The sequence below is a fragment of the Nocardia sp. NPDC050406 genome (assembly GCF_044459025.1).
Lineage (GTDB): Bacteria > Actinomycetota > Actinomycetes > Mycobacteriales > Mycobacteriaceae > Nocardia.
In genome coordinates, this window is sequence record NZ_JBITIM010000006.1 from 24974 (window position 1) to 45081 (window position 20108).

Consider the following 20108-nt stretch of genomic DNA (forward strand, 5'->3'; position numbering starts at 1 on the left):
CTACCCCGAGATCCTGATGCCGACGTCCAGGCCCCAGAACGCGATCGTCATGATCATGTCCAGAATGACCACCAGCACCAGGCTGGCGCGAATGGCGCGGCCGGAGGCCCGGCCCACCCCTTCCGGACCGCCGGTGGCGTAGAAGCCCTGATAGCCGTGGATGAGAATGATGACCACCACGAACACCGTTGCCTTGACCAGTGAGGCGAGGACATCACCGGGTTGCAGGAACGCGTCGAAGTAGTGGTAGTAGGTGCCCGACGACTGCCCGTGCAGCACGTTCACCACCGTCGCGCAGGACAGATACGACAGGATGAGCGTCAGCAGGTGCAGCGGGACGATGGTGATCGCACCCGCGATGACGCGGGTGGTCACCACGAAGGACATGGGCCGAATCCCGATGGCCTCCAAGGCGTCGATCTCCTCGGAGATGCGCATGGCCCCGATCTCGGCCGTCATACGGCAGCCCGCCTGCGCGGCGAAACCGATGGCCGCCACCATGGGCGCCATTTCCCGGGTATTGGCGTAGGCGGAGACGAACCCGGTGAGCGGGCCCATACCGACCATGTTCAGCGCGGTGAAACCCTCCACGCCGATGGAGCCGCCGACCGCGATCCCGAGGAAGGCCAGCACCGCCACGGTGCCGCCGCCGACGATGATCGCCCCACTGCCCCAGGTGATATCGGAGAGAATGAGCATGGTCTGTCGCCGGTACACCCGCAGCGTGTGCGGAATGGCGGCCAGCACTTGGTAGACGAAAGTCGCTTGGTGCCCGAGTGATTCGAACAGCGAATTCGGTCCGTCGGCGGTCTTCTTGACTGCGCGGCCGACGGTGCCGAGCGGTACATAGCGAGCCGGTGCCTGGGTCATCAGCCCACCTGCTGCGGTAGGAACATCGAAACCAGCTGCGTGATAACGAGATTCACGCCGAAGGCGGCGATCACGCCGATGACCACGGCCGCGTTCACGGCATTGGCGACGCCCTTGGGTCCGTGCGTGGCCTCCAGGCCGCGCTGACACGACACGATGAGCACGATGATGCCGAATATGACGGCCTTGACAATGGCCACGGCCAGATCGCTCATTTTCGCGAAAGCCGAGAAGGCGGAGAGATAACTTCCCGGCGTGACGCCCTGGAATCCCACCGCGATCACATAGCCGGTGAATACACCCATGAAGATGATGAGCATGCACAGCAGCGGCGTGAGAGTGACCATGGCCGCCAAACGCGGCGCGACCAAACGGCGCACGGGATCAATTCCCATGGTGCGCAACGCGTCCACTTCATCGCGAATGGTGCGCGCTCCGAGATCGGAGGCGATGGCCGACCCCGCCGCGCCACCCAACAGCAGCGCGGTGACCATGGGCGCGCCCTGTCGGATCACGCCCAGACCGCCCGCCGCGCCGGATACCGAGGTCGCGCCGACCTGCTGGGTCAGGCTGCCGACCTGCACCGCGACAATGACGCCGAAGGGAATCGACACCAGCACAGCGGGAATCGCCGTCACGCTGACGATGAACCAGCCCTGCTGTACGGTATCTCGCCACGGGTGCCGCAATTTCGCGATATCGATGAACAGCCATCGGAAGGCCGCCACCGCGAGTTGCAACGTCCGACCGAACGTCCGCAACCCCGAGAGAACGAACTCGAGCAGATCCCGAACAAATGGTTCGGGCGCGCGAATTACCTTGTCGACCAATGCATGTACCCCACTACCCCACCGTTGGCCGCAGCCCGACTGACTGCCGCTGACCGATGGTTGGGACCATATAACAGTTTCCCGACTGACGTGTCAGTCGTCACGAAGATTGGCTGAATACATCACTGACCCCTCCGAGTGATTGCCACCACAGCCGCCGCACCGCTACCGTCGTTGTACGGCCTTCTGGGAACAAGGGATTCGACTATGACCCGGCATCGCTCACCGTGGATGGACGACGACCTGACGGCGCTGGCCGAGTTGGCGCGGCGTTTCTTCGAGAAGGAGTGCGCGCCCCACGAGGAGCGCTGGGCGCGCCAGCACCACATCGACCGGGAGGCCTGGCGCAAGGCCGGGGCGGTGGGGCTGCTGTGCCTGAGCATTCCCGAGGAGTACGGCGGGGGCGGGGGCACCTTCGCGCACGAGGCGGTGGCGACCATCGAGCAAATGCGCGCTCTCGCACCGAGTATGGCCAATGGCGTGCACAGCACCATCGTGGCGCACTACATCCACGCCTACGGCACCGAGGAGCAGCGGCGGGCCTGGCTGCCGAAGCTGGCCACCGGCGACTGGGTCGGGGCCATCGCCATGACCGAACCGGGGACCGGCTCGGATCTGCAGAGTGTCCGGACGCGGGCGGTGCGCGACGGCGACCACTATGTGGTGACCGGGGCCAAGACCTTCATCACCAATGGATTCCTCGCCGACCTGGTCCTGGTGGTCGCGCGGACGAACCCGGAAGGCCGTGGGGCGGAGGCGATTTCGCTGATCGCCGTGGAGACCGAGCGCGACGGCTTCCGGCGCGGGCGGAATCTGGAGAAGATCGGGCAGCACGGCACCGACACCTGCGAGCTGTTCTTCGACGAGGTGCGGGTGCCGGTCGACAATCTGCTCGGCGCGGTGGAGGGGCGCGGCTTCGCCCAACTCATGCGGCAGCTGCCGCAGGAGCGCCTGATTCTCGCGGTCACCGCCGCGGCCCTGATCGAGAAGACCGTGGAGCTCACCGTCGACTACACCAAACAGCGCGAGGCGTTCGGCAAGCGCGTGTTCGACTTCCAGAACACGCAATTCGCGCTGGCCGAGTGCGACACCGTCAAGACCATCGCCTGGGCCTTCCTCGACGACTGCGTGGCCAAGCATCTGCGCGGCGAACTCGACTCGGCCACGGCGGCGAAGGCCAAGTGGTGGCTGACCGACCAGCAGGTGCGGGTGGCCGACGCCTGTCTGCAGTTCTTCGGCGGGTACGGCTATATGACGGAGTATCCGATCGCGCGGCTGTTCGTGGACGCGCGAGTGCAGCGGATCTACGGCGGCGCGAACGAGATCATGAAACTGCTGATTGCCCGAGGTTTGTGACATACCGGGCAGTAGGGTCGAGGGCGTGCCGAGTTTCCTGAGCCGTGTGGCCGTTCCGGCCTTCCTGCGCGCCACCCGCGCCAACCGGGTGTTCAGCACCGCCGAGGCCGCGATCGACCATATTCGCGAACGCAGTCTGCGCCCGCTGCCCTATCACCCGCCGCGACATCTGCGCTCGGATGTGTCGGTGACGGTCGAGCGCGTGCACGGTTGGCCGGTCTACTCCCTGACCCCGAGGTCGGGTCGCTCCACCGGCTGTGTGGTGTACACGCACGGCGGCGGATGGGTGAACGAGATCGCGCCGCAGCACTGGGCGCTCGCCGCGGATATCTGCGCCCACGTCGGCACGACCGTGGTGGTGCCCATCTATCCGCTCGTCCCCTTCGGCACCGCCGAGCAGGTGGTCGCGGGCGTGGCGGAGCTGGTGCTGGCCAACAGCTCTCGCTATGGCGAGGTGTGTCTGGGCGGCGATTCGGCGGGCGGGCAGATCGCGCTCTCCACGGCGGTTCTACTGCGCGACGAGCACGGTGTGCGGCTGCCGCGCACGGTGCTCATCTCCCCCTCCCTGGATCTGGCGATGACCAATCCGGAGATGGATGTGGTGCAGGCCGTCGACCCGTGGCTCGCCAAACCCGGTGCGCGGGTCTTCATCGAGCACTGGCGCGGACGGCTGCCGCTCTCCGATCCTCGGGTCAGCCCGCTCTGCGCCGACCTCACGGGGCTGGGACCGCTCACCGTGTTCTGCGGCACGCGCGACATTCTCGTCCCGGATACCCGGCTGCTGGTGCAGAAGGCGCGCGCCGCCGGGGTCGAGGTCGACCACCACGAGCGCGACGGGTTGGTACACGTGTATCCGCTGACGCCGACCCCGGAGGGCCGCGCCGCCCGGCGCACGATCATCGAAAGCCTGCGCGCCGCACTGGCGGTCGACGCGACTAGGTGAGCGCCGGGTCCAGGGCCGCCCTTCCGGCGAGGACGTCGCGGGCCGCGCGGATATCGGCGGGGCGGCCGATCGATACGGCCCCGGTCAGGTGGCCCTCGCGCAGGGCGTAGACGGTGACATTCGCGGTGCCGAGTTCACCGCGCACGATCAGTTCGTCGGTCGGATCGATACGGCCCGCGAACTGGAGGTTGATTCCGTACTGCGTGGACCAGCCCCAGCACACCTCGCGGGGCGGGAGCGGCAGGCCCAGCATGGCTTTCGCGGCGGCCGCGCCCTGGGACTGAGCGCTGTTCCAGTGCTCGTCGCGGTGGTGGCCGCCGGTCGCCGGGTCGAAGCGGGCGGCGGCGTCCCCGGCGGCGTAGATATCGGGCGCGGAGGTGCGGTAGCGCTCGTCGACCACGATGCCGTCGTCGACGACCAGTCCGGCGGTGGCGGCCAGATCGATATTCGGGACCGCGCCGATCGCCACCAGCGCGGTGGCCGCCGTCCAGGTCGGGCCGTCGACCGATTCGGCGGTGACCCCGTCGGCGACGTCGAGGCCGCCCAGCACGACACCGCCGTGGATGGTTACACCGTTGTCCGCGTGCAGCTTTCGGTAGTACTCGCCGATCACCGGCGGCACGATGCGGGCCAGCGGCGTCGCCGCGGCGTCCACGACGGTGACCGCGATGCCGAGACTCCGCGCGGTGGCGGCGACCTCGCAGCCGATCAGGCCCGCGCCGACCACCAGCAGGGAGCCGCCGTCGAAGAGGTCGGCGCGCAGCGGTGCGATCTCGGCGCGACCGCGCAGGGTGTGCACGGCCTGCGGCTGGTTCGGCAACCGCCGCGGACTCGCGCCCGTGGCCAACAGCAGGCTGTCGTAGCCGAGAACGCTGCCGTCGGCCAGCGTGACGCGGGCACGGTCGGGATCGACGTGTTGTGCCGTCGTCGCGGTGCGGACGTCGATCTCCCATCCGCGCCAGGACTCGGCGGACTCCAGCAGCGTGCGGGGTTCGGCCACGGACCCGGCGAGCAGCTCCTTCGACACCAGCGGGCGGCGGTAGGGCAGGCCGGACTCCGCGCCGAGCAGCACGATCTCGCCCGAATAACCGTCCCGGCGTAGCGTTTTCGCCGCCGTCGCCCCCGCCACGCCCGTACCCACGATCACGATGCGGGCGCTCATGCGCGGCTGACCTCGACCATCTCGAAATCGGCCTTGGCCGCCCCGCAGTCCGGACACGACCAGTCGTCGGGGATATCGTCCCAGCGGGTGCCGGGTTCGATACCGTCCTCGGGCCAGCCGAGCGCCTCGTCGTATTCGAAGCCGCACTGGATGCAGCGGAAGAGCTTGTAATCAGTCATGGGCGGATCCTGTACTGGTGGAGACGGATTCGAAGTCTTGCTTCTCGCGCACGCCGCAGTCCGGGCAGCACCAGTCGTCGGGGATGGCCGACCACGCGGTGCCCGCCGGGAAGCCCTCGCGGGGCGCGCCGCGGGTTTCGTCGTAGATGTAGTCGCAGACGGGGCAGCGGTAGGAGGACATGATCACGCTCCGTACCGCGCCAGCACGCGAGAACGCTTGCTGGGCTGGATGTTCACGCGGGTGATATCGCCCTGGTAGTGGTCCAGGACGCGGTGGTCCATGACTCTGCGCCACAGCGGCGGGAAGTACGCCAGGCCGATCATGCTGGCATAGCCGCTGGGCAGGTTCGGCGCGCCGTCCATACTGCGCAGAATCTGGTAGCGGCGAGTGGGATTGGCGTGATGGTCGCTGTGCCGCTGCAGGTGGTACAGGAAGATGTTCGTGACGATGTGATCGGAATTCCAGCTGTGTTCGGGGGTGCAGCGCTCGTAGCGGCCGGACGCGGTCTTCTGGCGCAGCAGGCCGTAGTGCTCCAGGTAGTTGACCGTCTCCAGTAGGGAGAACCCGTAGACGGCCTGAATCACCAGGAACGGCAACACCATCGGGCCGAACGCCACCGCCAGCGCACCCCACAGCACCACCGACATGAGCCAGGCGTTGAGCACGTCGTTGTGAATGGTCCACGGCGACTTGCCCATTCGATGCAGGCGCGCCTTCTCCAACTCCCAGGACGAGCGCAGGCTGCCCCAGACGCTGCGTGGCAGGAAGCTCCAGAACGATTCCGCGAAGCGGGCGCTGGCCGGATCCTCCGGGGTGGCGACGCGCACGTGGTGGCCGCGGTTGTGCTCGATGTAGAAGTGCCCGTAGAACGTCTGCGCGAGCGTGATCTTCGACAGCCAGCGCTCCAATTCGTCCTTCTTGTGGCCGAGTTCGTGCGCGGTGTTGATGCCGACACCGCCCAGCACGCCGATGCTCAGCGCCAGGCCGATCTTGGACAGCAGGCTCAGGCCGCCGTCGACACCCAGCCAGGACAGGTCGTCCGCGGTCCACAGATAACAGGCGAAGACGACGCTCAGCAGCTGGAATGGAATGTAGGCGTAGACGCAGTAGCGGTAGTAGCGGTCGTTCTCGAGCTGCTCCATCACCTCCTCGGGCGGATTCTGGCCGTCGGGGCCGAAGAAGCGGTCGAGCAGTGGCAGCAGGACGTAGACCAGGGCCGGGCCGATCCACCACCACACCGGGGACACGGCCTGCCAGCCGAGCTGGTTGAAGGCCCACACCAGGGCGGTCGCCAGGCCGACGGCGGTCGGGGCGACCAAGCCGAACAGCCACAGATAGCGCTTGCGATCGCGCCACTGCGGCGTCGTGGGCGCGGATTCGTCGATTCGAGACGTCGTCATTGTCGATCTCCTATTTACACTTCTTGGCGAAGTGTATTCATTACATACAGTCATGCCGACTCTGTCAACGATGGGACGTCTGCGCTGGTCATGTACGATCGGCTCGTGGCTGATGCGCCGAACTTCCAGACCGAGATGCGCCAACTCCTGCGCGACCGCGTGGTCGATACCGCGCGGCGACTGGTCATCACCGAGGGGTGGGGTGCGGTGAACATGTCGCGGGTGGCCAAGGAGGTGGGCGTCAGCCGACCGGTGCTCTACAAGGAGATCGGCAAGAAGGAAGATCTCGCCGAGGTCGTCATCCGGCAGGAGGTCGAGGTCTTCCTGGTCGGCATCTCCGCGTGCCTGGCCGCGCACCCCGACGATGTGGTGGCGGGCTGCGTCGCGGCGGTCGACTTCACGCTGCGCACCGGAGCCGACAACACCCTGCTGAAATCCGTTCTGGCACGGCGCACCGGGGCCGACACCACACTGCTGCCGACGCTCATGACCGAGACCGAGCCGGTGTTGGGTCCGGCGGTCGACGCGGTCACCACGGCCGTGCGCGCGCAGTACGGACTCGCGGAGCTGTCCGATACCGAGCTGATGGCGCGCACGGAAAGCCTTGTGCGCCTTGCGCTGAGCCACCTGTTCCAGCCGATCGGGCCCGTCGAACGGGCCGTCGCGCAGATCGAATTCGTGATCGCCCACATCTTTCGGTAGCGCCGCCGAGGATTCCCGCAGACCCGTTCGGAAGCGGCGGTTATAACTCCGTATTCGCCAAGGGTTACTATTCGTACACGTTGACCGACGGTTCCGCGGGGGTCGCACCGGAAACCGATGGGTCACAGGACGGTTCAGGCATGTGCGTCGAGCCTGGCCGGAGTTTGCTACAGGTTCGACTCTCGTATCGCGAAGTTCCACCACGGATTCCCGACGATCTGAACCAGGGCCCATTGATGACCAATTCGACAATCGACAGCGCGGCGGCGGAGATCGCCGCCGACGCGGCGTCAGCGCCGCTGTCGCACCGGCGGATCCTCACGATTCTGTCCGGTTTGCTCCTCGCGGTCTTCCTCGCCGCGCTCGACCAGAACATTGTCAGTGTCGCAATCGTGAAGATTGCCAATAGTTTGCACGGTTTCGAGGAGCAGGCGTGGGCAACCACGGCCTACCTCATCACCGCCACCATCGCGACACCGCTGTACGGCAAGCTGGCCGATATCTTCGGCCGCAAGCCGTGCTACCTCATCGCCATCGGCGTCTTCGTCCTCGGGTCGGCGGCGTGCGCGTTCGCCACCTCCATGTATCAGCTCGCCGGATTCCGCGCGGTGCAGGGTATCGGCGCGGGCGGGCTGATGTCGTTGGCGCTCACCATCATCGGGGATATCGTGCCCGCGCGAGAGCGGGTGCGATACCAGGGCTACTTCATGATGGTGTTCGGCATCGCCACCGTGATCGGGCCGGTGCTGGGCGGCTACTTCTCCGATTACGAGGAGCTCGTCGGGCTGGACGGGTGGCGGTGGGTGTTCCTGGTGAATGTCCCCATCGGCGCGCTGGCCTTGGCCGTGGTGGCCAAGTGGCTCGATGTGCCGTTCCCGCGCCAGAAACAGCGCATCGACTGGATGGGCGGGGTGGCGCTGGCGATCTGCGTTGTGCCGCTGCTGATCGTGGCCGAACAGGGGCGTATCTGGGGCTGGGAGTCGCGGCGGGCGCTGGTCTGTTACGGCATCGGGGTGGCGGGGGCGCTGCTGTTCCTGCTCGTCGAGGCGTTGATGGCGGATGCGGCGCTGATTCCCTTGCGGCTGTTCCGCAGTGGCACGTTCAGCGTGGCCATCTTGGCGGGATTCATTGTGGGCGTGGCGATGTTCGGCGGGATCACCATGGTGCCGCTGTATCTGCAAGTGGTGCGCGGGTATTCGCCGACCAAGGCCGGATTGCTCATGCTGCCGCTGGTGCTCGGGATCATGGTGGGCGCGCAGATGGCCGGGCTCATCACGAAATTCACCGGGCGATACAAGATTCTGCCGATCATCGGGACATTCGTGATCGCCGTGGGGTGTGGGCTGTTCGCGCGCGTGCAGTTCGACAGCCCCATGTGGCAGGTCATGGTCTACACCACGGTGATCGGTTTCGGGCTCGGCGGTTGTATGCAGACGCTCATCATCGCGGCCCAGAATGCCAGTCCCCGAGCCGATATGGGTGTTTCGACCGCTTCGGCGACGTTCTTCCGTCAGATGGGCGGCACGCTCGGGGTGGCGATCTTCCTGACCATTCTGTTCAATCTGCTGCCCGATCGGATTGTGGCGGCGTTCGGGGGGCAGCTGCCGCCCGGGCTGAATCCGGCTGATCTGGAACGGATTCAGAGCGATACGACGAGCCTGGCGGCGCTGCCCGCCGAATTGCGCGATCCCATTCTCATCGGGTTCACCGAATCGGTGCAGGGGGTGTTCTGGGTCGCCACCGCCGTGTCACTGCTGGGCTGCGCGGTACTGGTGTTCATGAAAGAGCTTCCGCTGCAAGAGGATCAGAATCCGCAACCGGTCGAGGCGGCGGCCACCCCGGACGGGCTCGACCCCGATGCCATCCCGATCGGGGGCCGCGTGCTCGACCGCGAGGACCATCCCGTTCCCGAGACGGTGCTCACCCTCATCGACCAGTACGGGCACCAGGTCTCGCGCACCACCGGGAATGTGCGGGGCGACTACACGATCGGTGCGCCGGAGCCCGGCAATTACGTGCTCATCGTCTCCGCGGCCGGTCACCAGCCGAGCGCGGTGAGCGTCACGGTCGGCCATCGGGCTCAGCAGTTGGACCTCACCCTGCCCGGTTCCGGGGAACTCACCGGCGTGGTGCGTTCGGCGCTGCGCGGTGACCCGCTCTCCGGGGCCACGGTCACCCTCACCGATCCGCACGGCGATGTGGTCGGCACCGCCGTCACCGCCAAGGACGGCAACTACGTCTGCCACGGCGTCGTCTCCGGCACCTACACCCTGGTGGCCGTCGCCGACCACATGCGCCCGCGCGCAACGACTCTCACGGTCCCCGACAGCGGCCTGCTGCGCCACGACATCGACCTCGCGCCCATGGCGGTGCTCTCCGGCTGGGCCTGGGCCGACGAAGGCTGCCCCGTCCCCGATGCCCAGATCACGGTTCTGGATACCGCGGGCGACGTGACCGCCACCGTCCGCACCGACGAGCACGGCCACTATCTGGTCGAAGATCTCCCGGAGGGTGACTACACGATCGTTGCCCGCGGCTATCCCCCGGTCAGCAATCGCGTGACGATCTCCGGCGCGGAGGTCACCCACGATGTCCGACTGGGCTTCTGGAACGACGAGAGCGTCGCGAGCCGTTGACCCCCTGCGGTCAGGGGTTGGCGATCTCGTCCGGAATCGTCTGGTCCGGTGTGACGGTGCGACCGTCGGAGCCGAGCGTGTAGGTGATGACCAACGGCCCACCCGAGGGGCAGCAGTTGGCATCGTTACCGGTCAGCCACCGATACCGCACCTGAACATCGCGATCGGAGGAGCCGACCACGCTGGTGTACGACGTCGCCTTCGACGTGGCGGTACCGAGATATCCATCGTTGTTGAAGAACAGCACGTGATACGGCGAGCTCGCGGTCCCCCGCGGGGTCGCGGCGAGCACCCACAGCAACTCCGGACACGAGCCCACCGCGGCGTCGGTGGCACTGTCCACGATGTACGCATCACCACCCACCGAGGGCCCGAGCGAAGTGATCGCACTGTTCACCACAGCCGAATTGAGGTCGACGCACCGCCCCTTCCCCGCGGTAGCGGGAACACCACCGCCCCCGACCTCCACGGTCACCGACGTTTCCGTGGGTTTCGCCCCCGTCGACGCACCGGTATCGGGCGCACTACCCGGCGCCGTTGTCCCGGAGGACGGCTGTCCGACCCCATCCGGCGTAGTGGTGTCCTGGCACCCCGCGACCGCACCGGCCAGCAAGATCGCCGCAAACACCCCACCCATGGTCTTCATCATCCGATTTCCTCCTGAGTTGGCTCTACTGAACAGTCGCTTCCCACCACCTCCCGGTTACGCCCCGAATTCTCTGGTCTTGCCACGCGAGACACGAAATACCCCTTCCGCCAACAGATCCGGCGGACCTCAGGGTGGAGGTTCGTATCCGCCGATGACCTCGGACAGCAACTCCGCGAAGGTGATCGCGGTGTCGTCCTCGTAGAGCGGGGCGACGATCTGGAGACCGACAGGCAGGCCGGTGGGGGTTCGGCCGATGGGTGCGCTGAGGGCGGGCAGGCCCGGCAGGGAGGGGATTGTCGGCCAGAAGGCCAGGTCGTCGTACGGCCGGTCGCCGTCCGGCGTCGGGATCCGTCGCTCGCTCTGGGGCGTATGGTCGTGGGGGAACGCGGGGGTGAACGTCTGTCCCGCACCTCCGGTGGCTCGACCGGCGGAGCGGCCGCCCCAGTCTGACAAATGGGCCGAGGGGCCGGGGGTCAGTCGAGGGGAAGTTCCACGCCGAGTTCGGCGGTTTTGGCGGCCACCTCATCGGCGAAGATGTTGCGGAACAGGTAGAGGTCCTTGCCGAGTTTCCAGCCGGGGGCCAGGGCTACGGCGTAGCGCTCGAAGTAGCCGAGTTGTTTGCCCATGAGGATGAGTTGTTGGGGGCCGGAAGCGCCTCGGCGCTTGCCGAATTCGAGGAGGCGGGCCGAGACGACGCCGAGGTCGAGTTTGTCGAGGCTGCCGGAGAGGACGGGGCCCAGGGCCACCGCGAGTTGGCGGCCGATGGTGGCGTCGTCGCCGCTGTCGTCGGCGACCAGGTCGAGTTTGCGCAGGGCGCGTGCCACGGGGCGGAAGTCGTTGTCGATGGCGGAGGCGTAGAACAGGGCGCGGACGAATTCGCGCCATTCGTTCTCCATGCGGCCGACGATGCCGAAATCGAGCATGGCGACGCGGCCGTCGTCGAGCAGCCACAGGTTGCCCGCGTGCACGTCGCCGTGGAAGAGGCCGTGTACCGCAACGCTTTCCATCCACGCCTTCACCAGGCGGCGGATGAGTAACTCCGGTTCGGGGTGGGCGGCGCGGATGTCGTCGAAGCGGTCCAGGGGCAGGCCGCTCATGCGCTCCATGCACAGCACGCGGGGACCGCAGTAGTCCCAATACACCTCGGGCACAGCGACATTGGCGTTGTCGCCGAAGGCGAAGAGGTTCTTCCGGGCGCGCGTCTGGTTGTCCGCCTCGATCAGGAAGTTCAATTCCGCGACGGTGACCTCGTACAGATCACGCACCACGCCTTCGGCATTGGCGACCCGGGCGTTCTCCGAACGCTTCTCCATCGCCCGCGCCAAGCGCTTGGCGGCGCGCAGATCCACGATCATGCGCCGCGCGATATCGGGGCGCTGCACCTTCACCACCGCCGGACGCCCATCGGCGAGCACACAACCGTGCACCTGCGCCATCGACGCCGCCGACAGCGGCTCGTCGTCGAAGGACCGGAACAGCTCGGAGATCGGCTTGCCGAGGTCCGCCTCGATAATTGCCTTGGCCTGCGCCGCCGGGAACGGCTTCACATCGTCGAGGCAGCGCAGGCACGCATCGGCGACCTCGCGCGGAAACGCGCCCGGCGAGGAGGCGATGAGCTGGCCCATCTTCACGAACAGCGGCCCGAGATGCTCGAAGCCGTCGACCAGGCCGTCGGCCACGGCCCGCTTGCGCTTGACCGGCCGCAGCCCCTCGCGCACCACCCGCTTGAGAATCGATCCGCCGAGTACCGTGCCGATGATCGCGGTCCGCTTCACCTCGGCGAACCCGAAAGTGTCCAGATTCGGGCGGATCACCTCGTACGCGGGCGCACCCACCTCCGCACCGTCGATCACGTGATCACCCGCCACTACCGCACTCACCGTCGTGGTCGCCCCTGTTCTCGTCGAATTCGGCGCTGTCGCCGCTGTGCAAGTCCCGAACGCAAAGTGTACGACCGTCCGAGGTGATCCGACCGGTTGGCAGGCCCCCGACTGGGCTCGTTCACTGGTTCGACCCGGGTGCCGCACTGTACCGTGGCAGGCTGGCGGCCGCGATCCGGCGCGCCGACAGTGACCGGTACGGGTCACGAACCTGATGGTGGAAAGGCAAGACCGAGGTATGACGGGCACACAGGAGAAGCTCGCGGAACTGCGCAAGCTCCTGGAGATCGCCGAAGAACCGGCCGGTGAGGCCGCGATCGAAAAGCGTCGAAAGAAGGGCATTCCCAGCGCTCGAGAACGGGTGCACATGCTCCTGGACCCGGGCACCTTCGTGGAACTGGGGGCGCTGGTTCGGCAGCCCGGTGTCCCGAACGCGACCTACGGCGACGGTGTCGTCACCGGCCGCGGCTATATCGACGGCCGCCCGGTGGTGGTGATCTCCCACGACCAGACCGTGTACGGCGGCTCGGTCTCGGAGATGTTCGGCCGCAAGGTGCGCGCGGCCATGGACTTCGCCTACAACAACGCCTGCCCGGTGGTCTGCATCAACGACTCCGGCGGCGCGCGCATTCAGGACGGCGTGGCCTCGCTGGCCTGGTACGCCATCATGTGCCGCCTCCAGGAGGACCTGTCCGGCTACGTGCCCATGGTCGCCGTCATGCTGGGCAAATGCGCCGCGGGTTCGGTGTACGGGCCCATCAATATGGACGTCCTGGTCGCGACCGAGGATTCCTACATGTTCGTGACCGGCCCGGAGGTCATCAAGGCCGTCACGGGTTCGTCGGTGACGGCCGAGGAGCTGGGCGGCGCGCGGGCGCTGGAGAAGAACGGCACCGTGCACCATGTCGCCAAGACCGAGGCGGACGCTTTCGCCTGGGTGCGCGACTACCTGAGCTACCTGCCGACCAGCTGCCTGGAAGAGCCGCCGGTCGTGAACCCGGGCCTCGAGCCCGAGCTCACCGATACCGACTACGAACTGGACCGGATCATCCCGGATTCGGACAAGGTCGGCTACGACATGCACGACATTCTGCTGCGTATCTTCGACGACGGCGCGTTCCACGAGATCAGCGCCAAGACCTCGGAGAATCTCATCACCGGCTTCGCCCGCGTGGATGGCCGACCGGTCGGTGTGCTCGCCAATCAGCCCCTCGCCCTGGGCGGCGCGCTGGATGCCGCCTGCTCGGACAAGGCCGCGCACTTCATCCGCCTCTGCGACGCCTTCAATGTCCCGCTCGTCTATGTCGTCGACACCCCCGGCGTGCTGCCGGGCGTGGACGAGGAGCGCAATCACGTCATCAAGCGCGGCGGGCGCATGTTCCGCGCGCTCATCGAGGCGACCGTGCCGATCGTCACCGTGGTGACGCGCAAGGCGTACGGCGGCGGCTACGCGGTGATGGGCTGCAAGCAGCTGGGTGCGGATATCAGCCTGGCGTGGCCGACCGCGCGGCTGGCCGTCATGGGCGCGGAGTCCATGGTCTCCATCGTGGGCCGCCGCCAGCTCGCCGCCGCTCCCGAGGACCAGCGCGAGACGGTCAAGCAGCAGATGATCGACTTCTACAACGCCACCGTGGCCACGCCGTGGACCGCCGCCGAACGCGGCTACATCGACGCGGTGATCGAACCGTCGCACACCCGCCTGGAGATCCGCAACGCGCTGCGCCTGCTGCGCGACAAGGGCGCGGTGCGCAAGCCCAACCCGCGCAAGCACAATCTCTTCCCGATGTGAGCTAGCGGGACGTCCGCCCGGCCAGCGGTGGCCAAGGGACGACAGACGCACTGCCCCGGCCGTAATCGGCCGGGGCAGCGGCGTTTTCACGGCCCGTCAGCACTCGCTGACGGCGGGCTCGCCACGCAGGCGGGCGTCGAGCCACAGAATCGCCTCCGGGTAGCCGGTCACCGCGGCGACGACGTGTTCACCGAATACGCTGCGGTACACCACATCCGTGCCCAGGGCGCACTGCTCGTCGGCCAGGTTCCGAGCCCCTTCGAGGGGCACCCAGAACTCCTGCTGGCCGTGGTAGATGTACAGCGGCACAGCGGATTTGCGGTCTTCGAGCCGGGTGATGCGGTAGATCTCCTCGGCCAGGTCGCTGTGCAGCGGGTCGGGGAAGTTCGCGGCCACGTCCATGGGCAGGTGGAAGATGCCCGGCAGCGCGAAGACGTCCACGCACTGATTCTTCATGGGCGACACCGCGATCCACTGCGCGAGGTGGTTCATATGGGCGAGGATCTCGGGGCGCTCCCGGCCGATGGCGAAGGTCGCGCCGAAGAAGACCCCGGAGGCCAGATTCGCGTTCATGCTCCGCGCCAGCAGCTCGTAATCCACCGGGACGCCGCCCAGCGCCGCGCCCACCACCACCCCGGTGAGCTCGGGGGCGTAGGTGGACATGAGTTTGCTCGCCGCATTGGTGGCGATGGCCCCGCCCGAGTACCCGATCATGCCGAATACGCTGTCCCCGAACTCATCCGAGAACGCACCGCGCACCGCCCGCATGGCGTCGAGCACCGCGTGCCCGGCCACGAACGGCTCGGCGTAGGCCATGCGCGGACCCTCGTGGTCGGGAATCAGCACCGCGTACCCGCGTGCCACGGCCAGCTGCGTGGTCGGCGGAATGAACTCCGACAGATTGGTCTCGGTGGTGATGCCGTGCACGAAGGTGTAGCTCGGATTGCAGTCGCGGCCCAGCCCGTTGATGGGCACATTGTTGACCACGATCGGACGGTCCCCGTTTCCGGCCCACTCCCCCGTAGGCACCACCAGCGACGCGATGGCGTAGGACGGCAAACCGGCGGCATCGGTGGTGCGGAACTTCAACTGCAACACCTGCCGCACCGGCGGGAAGAGGATCGGCCCGCCGGTGGCGGTGACATCGCGCACGCCGATGACCTCGCCGGGCGCGAAGGTGTCCAGATTCGGCGGCCAGTAGTCCACGAACGCGTCGCCGATGGGATCGGGCATGACGGCGGCGCGCAGCGCGGCGAGATCAGGTTCCAACCGATCGGCATCGACAAGCGGCGAATTGGTGACGGGCCCGAGTGCGGGCGGCGGCACGATGCGGTCGATCCACTCCTGCAATCCGGGCAGGTCGAGTCCGGGTATGGGCGGGGGCCCGGCGACGGGCGGCTGCGCACCGACCGAGGCGGAAGTGAACGTGTGACCAACTAGCATGGACGCGCCGATCAGCAAGAGAGCGGCGACAATTCGCGAACCTCGACCCACACAAACCCCCGTGCTCGGTCGCTGTGTACCGGCCCCCGCGGCCGGGCGCTAAGAGCCTAGTGGCGCGTCCGCGCGGGGCAGGGACACCAGGGGCCTTCGAGGCCACATCGAGACCATGCCGCCATCCGACCGCAATCAGCCCGCGCCGACAACCCCCTCCGACGGCGCGTTCCCGCGCACCCCCGCGCCACCCGGGGCGACCCCCGGGCAAATCGCCCGTACGGGCGTGTCGCGATTGCCCATCGGATGCACGGGTACCCGCCCCATATGGTCAGGACGAGTCTCCGAGAATTGATCGACCGGACCGGACCGTTCGCATCGGTGTACTTCGACAGCACCGCCGACAGCGAAGACGCCGCCCGGCGATTGGAACTGCGCTGCCGCGAGTTGCGCGAGAAGCTCAGCGCCGCAGGCGCTTCCGAGCGCATGCTGGGTGCGCTGGGCATCGCGCTGGCCGCGGGCCCGCCCGACCGAGAACGCTGCGGACGCGCCCTGCTCTCCGACCAGGCCACCGTGCTGGTGGACGACACCCTGCCCGAGCCCCCGCAGCAGGAGATCGTGCGGGTGTCTCCCCTGCCCTATCTGCTGCCGCTGCTGGAGCAGCGGTCGCGACGAGCCCCGCACGTGGTGGCCACGGTGGATCCGGTGGGAGCCGACCTGCGCGGCGTGAACGGGTACGGCGACACGCTCACCCGAACGGTCTGCGGTATCGGCCACCCGGTGCATCGGGCCCGCCACGACCGCGCCCACCGCGCCACGCCCCGCCGCACCCAGGATGTGCTGCGCCACAATGTCCGTACGATGGCCCGCGAGGTATCCGGACTGGCCGACCGTGTGGGCGCGGTGACCGTCATGCTCGCGGGTACGCCCGAGGTGCGCTCGGCCGTACATGCCGCGCTCGCCACCCATTACGCCGAAAGTGGCACGGACACAACCGGTCCGAGCCCGACGCAGCGGCGCATCATCGAACTCGACGGCACCGGCCACGGCCCGGACAACGGCGAGCTGAACACCCAGATCGACAAGATCGTGGCCGAGACGACCCAACTGTGGCGCGCGGATCTGCTCGCGCGCTACACCGCCACCCGGGCCCGCGCGGACGGCCTGGCCACCGCGGGCCTGCCCGATACCGCCGCCGCCCTGCGCGAGTCGGCTGTGGCGCAGCTGTTCGTCGACGGCGCGGCGCTCGACGACCGGCAGATCCTGGTCGGGGACGGCCACACCCAGGTGGCCACCAGCGCACACGAACTCACCGGTCCGGCCGAATTGCGCCGCGCCGACGAGGCGGTGCCGGTGGCGGCCATCGCCGGGGACAGCGACATCGTGCCGGTGGACGGGGAGCTGACCCTGCCCGATGGCGTGGGCGCACTCCTGCGGCCCCGATAGCCCACCGCACCGAGACACCGAGTACAGGGACAACCAAGGAGGTACGCCGATATGCAACTTGGCAATACCAAGCACGGCCCCGCTCATGACGATTCGCTGGCGCACGAGGTGCAGGAGACGTTGCGCGCCAATCGAACCGACCGCGTCGAGGAATGGCGCGATCCCGAGGCTCCGGCCGAGGAGGCCGCGGCCGAGCCGGAGCCCGAGCGGGCCGATGCGGACCCGGAGCGCCCACCGCGCCCGGAGACCCGGAAGGAGCCACCCGTATGACGACACCGAAGCCACCCGTACCCGAACCGGTGCCGCCGGTACCCAACCCGCTGCCCACTCCCCCGGAGCCGAATCCGATACCGACACCGCCGGAGCCGGACCCGATTCCGACGCCGCCGAATCCTGATCCGGTGCCGACGCCGCCCAATCCCGACCCCGTGCCGACGCCGCCGAACCCGGACCCGATTCCGCCGCGCCCCGAGCCGAGCCCCCTGCCGCACCCCGAGCCCGAGCCGGGAGTGCCGGGCATCATCTAGCCGTGACAAGTTCGGCTATGTGACAAGGGAAGTGGGTCACAAGGGAAGTGGGGCGCGATCGATATCGCGCCCCACTCCTTTCCCTTTCCGTGCCCCGCTCGATCCCCCGCTCAATCCTTCAGCGCCTGCTCCCGCAGTGACGTCAGCGTTTTCGACAATATCCGCGACACGTGCATCTGCGAGATGCCCAGTTTGTCGGCGATCTGGGTCTGTGTCTTGTTCTCGAAGAACCGCATGATCAGCACCTGTTGCTCGCGATCGGGCAATTCGGCGATCAGCGGCTGTACCGCCAGGAATTCGTCGACGCGGTCGTATCGGGGCTCGACATCACCGAGCACCTCCATCAGCGACAATGGTGTGTTCTCGCTATCGTCACCGGTCACGGCGTCCAAAGAGGAGAGCTGATAGGCATTTCCGGCAATGAGCGCCTGGGTGACCTCGACCAGCTCCACACCCAATTCCTCGGCGATCTCACGCGCCTTGGGCATCCGTCCCTTGCGCTGCGCGAGATCGTCGATGGCCGCGCCGATACTGAGCTGAATCTCCTTGGTACGGCGAGGCACTCGCACGGCCCAGGTGTTGTCCCGGAAATGGCGCCGCACTTCCCCCATGATCGTCGGCACCGCGAAGGACAGGAATGACGAGCCGCGGGTGACGTCGAAGCGGTCCACCGACTGGACCAGGCCCACCCGGGCCACCTGCAGCAGATCGTCGAAATTCTCGCCGCGCCCGGAGAATTTGCGGGCGATATGGTCGGCCAGCGGCATGCACCGCTCGATCACCTTCTCGCGCACCGCTTCCCGCGCGGAATCGGCCGCGTCGATCGCGGACAATTCCTTGAACAGGGGCTCGATATTGTCGTACGAGTCGCCCCGGCTCCGCGACCGGGCTCCGGCGCGGTGCGGTGCGTCATCCGACATCGGCGTCGCCCCGCAGCCGACTGAACTCGACGACCGTGGGATAGCCGTTGGTACTGATATCGAAGGGACTTCGGTGCGCCACGATGGTTTCGGTGAGTGTCTCGAGGACATGCCAGCTGAAGCCGGTCTCGTCGAGAGCGTCCTCGTCGGCGGCGACGGCAGACACCCGCACCCGCATACTCTCGTCGTCGTAGTCGAATTCGCAGCCGATGGTGGATCCGGGCGCGGCGGCGACGATCAGCGCGGTCGCCACCTCGTCCAGTGCCACGCGGATATCGGTCACCTCATCGAGGGCGAAATCGGCGATGAGAGCCACGGTTTCGGCGAGCGCGCGCAGCATGGTCAGCTGCCCGAGATCTGCCGGAATACGGATTCCGATCGCTGTCGCCGTATCCGTGTCCGTTTCCGAAGTCCACTCACTCATACGTCTCTCCGCCCGCTCATCGCCGAACTGGAGAGCGACAACCCTCCGGCTTCGGCCGTTACCCGATCCATTGGTCCGTTGCATCATTTTCGACCACTCATGCGTGCGGTGGGGGATGATCGGCGGGAGGCACAGCCGGGTGAGCGGTGAAACGCGATTCACTTGGGGGCGTCGGCGCCACGGGTCGACCATCCTTCCGGGTAGGCATCTCATTCGACACTTACCCGGTGTGACCGAACCGAAACCAGGCGGATCCGCCGTCAGCCGTTCTGTTCCACGCGCTGATGCACGGTCAGCAGCAAATGGTCGAATCGGGTGCGCAATTCGACCGCTGTACCGCCCATCGCCGCCAGCTCGGAAACCAATTGCTGGGCGAGATTGCGAAGTTTGGTATTGGTTTCCTGGGAACGCCAGGTCAGCACCCGAAAAGCCTGTTCGGAATTGATCCCGTAGACCAGCATGAGCGCGCCTTTGGCCTGTTCGATGACCGCCCGCGCCCGATAGAGCTCGGGAAGCGCGTCGTCCAGGGTCTCCTGCCGGTGTTCGGCGAGGGTGTCGGTCACATCGATGTAGTAGCCCGATGACCCGACCACCGCGTTGTTGTCATCAACCATATGGTCACCCACCACGATCACGTGATGCTCCACACCGTCGGTGTCCAGAATGCGATGCCGACTGCTGAAAGGTTCGCCGTTCTCCACCGCCCGGGCAATGGAGATGGCGACCTGCGCGCGGTCTTCCGGATGCTTGTGCCGCAGGAGCAGATCGGTGGTCGGCTCCACCGTGCCGGGCGCATAGCCGTGCATCTCGGCTACCTCGTCGGACCACTCCCAGCGCTGATCGGCGAACCAGAAGCGGTACTGGCCGACATGCTGCGGGCGGCCGGAGCCGACCACGCTCTCCAGCGCTCGAGCGTCGCTCGGGGACAGTTCCCCACTGTGTGTCACCTCATGAGTATCC

21 protein-coding genes are annotated in these 20108 nt (G+C 67.3%); 8 read left to right on the forward strand and 13 right to left on the reverse strand.

Annotation, left to right across the window (positions count from 1 at the left end; genetic code table 11):
• A complete protein-coding gene (locus ACIBH2_RS32970; protein WP_397124767.1) occupies window positions 1-870 on the reverse strand; it encodes an MlaE family ABC transporter permease in 870 nt (289 codons plus the stop codon).
• Window positions 870-1772, reverse strand: a complete 903-nt coding sequence (locus ACIBH2_RS32975) for an MlaE family ABC transporter permease (RefSeq protein ID WP_397124932.1) — start codon at window positions 1770-1772, stop codon at window positions 870-872. Before ACIBH2_RS32975 ends, ACIBH2_RS32970 begins: the two co-directional genes overlap by 1 nt.
• A gap of 135 nt (window positions 1773-1907) precedes the next feature.
• On the opposite strand from ACIBH2_RS32975, the gene ACIBH2_RS32980 reads away from it, so the two are divergent.
• Both ACIBH2_RS32980 and ACIBH2_RS32985 read left to right on the forward strand, forming a co-directional pair.
• A complete protein-coding gene (locus ACIBH2_RS32980; RefSeq protein ID WP_397124769.1) occupies window positions 1908-3056 on the forward strand; it encodes an acyl-CoA dehydrogenase family protein in 1149 nt (382 codons plus the stop codon).
• Window positions 3057-3081: 25 nt separating this feature from the next.
• The gene (locus ACIBH2_RS32985; RefSeq protein ID WP_397124771.1) at window positions 3082-3999 is read left to right on the forward strand and encodes an alpha/beta hydrolase fold domain-containing protein; all 918 of its coding nucleotides are present in this window, start codon (window positions 3082-3084) and stop codon (window positions 3997-3999) included.
• Here ACIBH2_RS32985 and ACIBH2_RS32990 read toward each other — a convergent pair.
• The 4 genes from ACIBH2_RS32990 to ACIBH2_RS33005 are packed head-to-tail and all read right to left on the reverse strand — an operon-like array spanning window position 3992 to window position 6741.
• Complete coding sequence (locus ACIBH2_RS32990) at window positions 3992-5161, reverse strand: NAD(P)/FAD-dependent oxidoreductase (protein ID WP_397124773.1); 1170 nt, start codon at window positions 5159-5161, stop codon at window positions 3992-3994. The two genes, ACIBH2_RS32985 and ACIBH2_RS32990, sit on opposite strands and share 8 nt — an antisense overlap.
• Window positions 5158-5340 (reverse strand): rubredoxin, encoded by a 183-nt coding sequence (locus ACIBH2_RS32995; protein ID WP_397124775.1) that lies wholly within the window; start codon window positions 5338-5340, stop codon window positions 5158-5160. The genes ACIBH2_RS32990 and ACIBH2_RS32995 overlap by 4 nt, the downstream gene beginning before the upstream one ends.
• The gene (locus ACIBH2_RS33000) at window positions 5333-5521 is read right to left on the reverse strand and encodes a rubredoxin (RefSeq protein ID WP_397124777.1); all 189 of its coding nucleotides are present in this window, start codon (window positions 5519-5521) and stop codon (window positions 5333-5335) included. The genes ACIBH2_RS32995 and ACIBH2_RS33000 overlap by 8 nt, the downstream gene beginning before the upstream one ends.
• Window positions 5522-5523: 2 nt before the next feature.
• Entirely contained in the window at window positions 5524-6741 is a 1218-nt protein-coding gene (locus tag ACIBH2_RS33005; RefSeq protein ID WP_397124779.1) for an alkane 1-monooxygenase, read from the reverse strand.
• Between the two features lie 105 nt (window positions 6742-6846).
• Between ACIBH2_RS33005 and ACIBH2_RS33010 the strand changes: the two genes are divergently transcribed.
• Window positions 6847-7443, forward strand: coding sequence for a TetR family transcriptional regulator (locus tag ACIBH2_RS33010; protein ID WP_397124781.1), 597 nt, complete (start codon window positions 6847-6849; stop codon window positions 7441-7443).
• A gap of 236 nt (window positions 7444-7679) precedes the next feature.
• Complete coding sequence (locus tag ACIBH2_RS33015) at window positions 7680-10079, forward strand: MFS transporter (RefSeq protein WP_397124783.1); 2400 nt, start codon at window positions 7680-7682, stop codon at window positions 10077-10079.
• A 10-nt stretch (window positions 10080-10089) separates the two neighbouring features.
• Here the strand turns inward: ACIBH2_RS33015 and ACIBH2_RS33020 are convergent, their stop codons facing one another.
• The 3 genes from ACIBH2_RS33020 to ACIBH2_RS33030 form a co-directional block, all read right to left on the reverse strand.
• On the reverse strand, window positions 10090-10422 hold the full coding sequence (locus tag ACIBH2_RS33020) for an LppP/LprE family lipoprotein (protein WP_397124785.1): 333 nt from the start codon (window positions 10420-10422) through the stop codon (window positions 10090-10092).
• Between the two features lie 432 nt (window positions 10423-10854).
• Window positions 10855-11181, reverse strand: coding sequence for an amidase family protein (locus ACIBH2_RS33025; RefSeq protein ID WP_397124787.1), 327 nt, complete (start codon window positions 11179-11181; stop codon window positions 10855-10857).
• Between the two features lie 20 nt (window positions 11182-11201).
• Window positions 11202-12542: an ABC1 kinase family protein gene (locus ACIBH2_RS33030; RefSeq protein WP_397124934.1), complete on the reverse strand. Its 1341-nt coding sequence runs from the start codon at window positions 12540-12542 to the stop codon at window positions 11202-11204.
• A 304-nt stretch (window positions 12543-12846) separates the two neighbouring features.
• On the opposite strand from ACIBH2_RS33030, the gene ACIBH2_RS33035 reads away from it, so the two are divergent.
• Entirely contained in the window at window positions 12847-14397 is a 1551-nt protein-coding gene (locus tag ACIBH2_RS33035) for an acyl-CoA carboxylase subunit beta (RefSeq protein WP_397124789.1), read from the forward strand.
• A 96-nt stretch (window positions 14398-14493) separates the two neighbouring features.
• Here ACIBH2_RS33035 and ACIBH2_RS33040 read toward each other — a convergent pair whose 3' ends face one another.
• The gene (locus ACIBH2_RS33040) at window positions 14494-15840 is read right to left on the reverse strand and encodes a lipase family protein (protein WP_397124791.1); all 1347 of its coding nucleotides are present in this window, start codon (window positions 15838-15840) and stop codon (window positions 14494-14496) included.
• Window positions 15841-16182: 342 nt separating this feature from the next.
• Here ACIBH2_RS33040 and ACIBH2_RS33045 point away from each other — a divergent pair, with 342 nt between their 5' ends.
• The 3 genes from ACIBH2_RS33045 to ACIBH2_RS33055 are packed head-to-tail and all read left to right on the forward strand — an operon-like array spanning window position 16183 to window position 17804.
• Entirely contained in the window at window positions 16183-17277 is a 1095-nt protein-coding gene (locus ACIBH2_RS33045) for a hypothetical protein (protein WP_397124793.1), read from the forward strand.
• A gap of 51 nt (window positions 17278-17328) precedes the next feature.
• Window positions 17329-17547 carry a hypothetical protein gene (locus tag ACIBH2_RS33050; protein WP_397124794.1) on the forward strand — a complete coding sequence of 73 codons (219 nt, stop codon included), beginning with the start codon at window positions 17329-17331 and terminating at the stop codon, window positions 17545-17547.
• The gene (locus tag ACIBH2_RS33055; RefSeq protein WP_397124795.1) at window positions 17544-17804 is read left to right on the forward strand and encodes a hypothetical protein; all 261 of its coding nucleotides are present in this window, start codon (window positions 17544-17546) and stop codon (window positions 17802-17804) included. Before ACIBH2_RS33050 ends, ACIBH2_RS33055 begins: the two co-directional genes overlap by 4 nt.
• A gap of 110 nt (window positions 17805-17914) precedes the next feature.
• On the opposite strand, the gene ACIBH2_RS33060 is transcribed toward ACIBH2_RS33055, so the two are convergent.
• From ACIBH2_RS33060 to ACIBH2_RS33070, 3 genes are all read right to left on the reverse strand, one after another.
• Window positions 17915-18724: an RNA polymerase sigma factor SigF gene (locus ACIBH2_RS33060; protein ID WP_397124797.1), complete on the reverse strand. Its 810-nt coding sequence runs from the start codon at window positions 18722-18724 to the stop codon at window positions 17915-17917.
• Window positions 18714-19148, reverse strand: a complete 435-nt coding sequence (locus tag ACIBH2_RS33065) for an ATP-binding protein (protein WP_397124799.1) — start codon at window positions 19146-19148, stop codon at window positions 18714-18716. Before ACIBH2_RS33065 ends, ACIBH2_RS33060 begins: the two co-directional genes overlap by 11 nt.
• Before the next feature lie 260 nt (window positions 19149-19408).
• Window positions 19409-20095, reverse strand: coding sequence for a PAS and ANTAR domain-containing protein (locus ACIBH2_RS33070; protein WP_397124801.1), 687 nt, complete (start codon window positions 20093-20095; stop codon window positions 19409-19411).
• Between the last annotated feature and the right edge of the window lie 13 nt (window positions 20096-20108).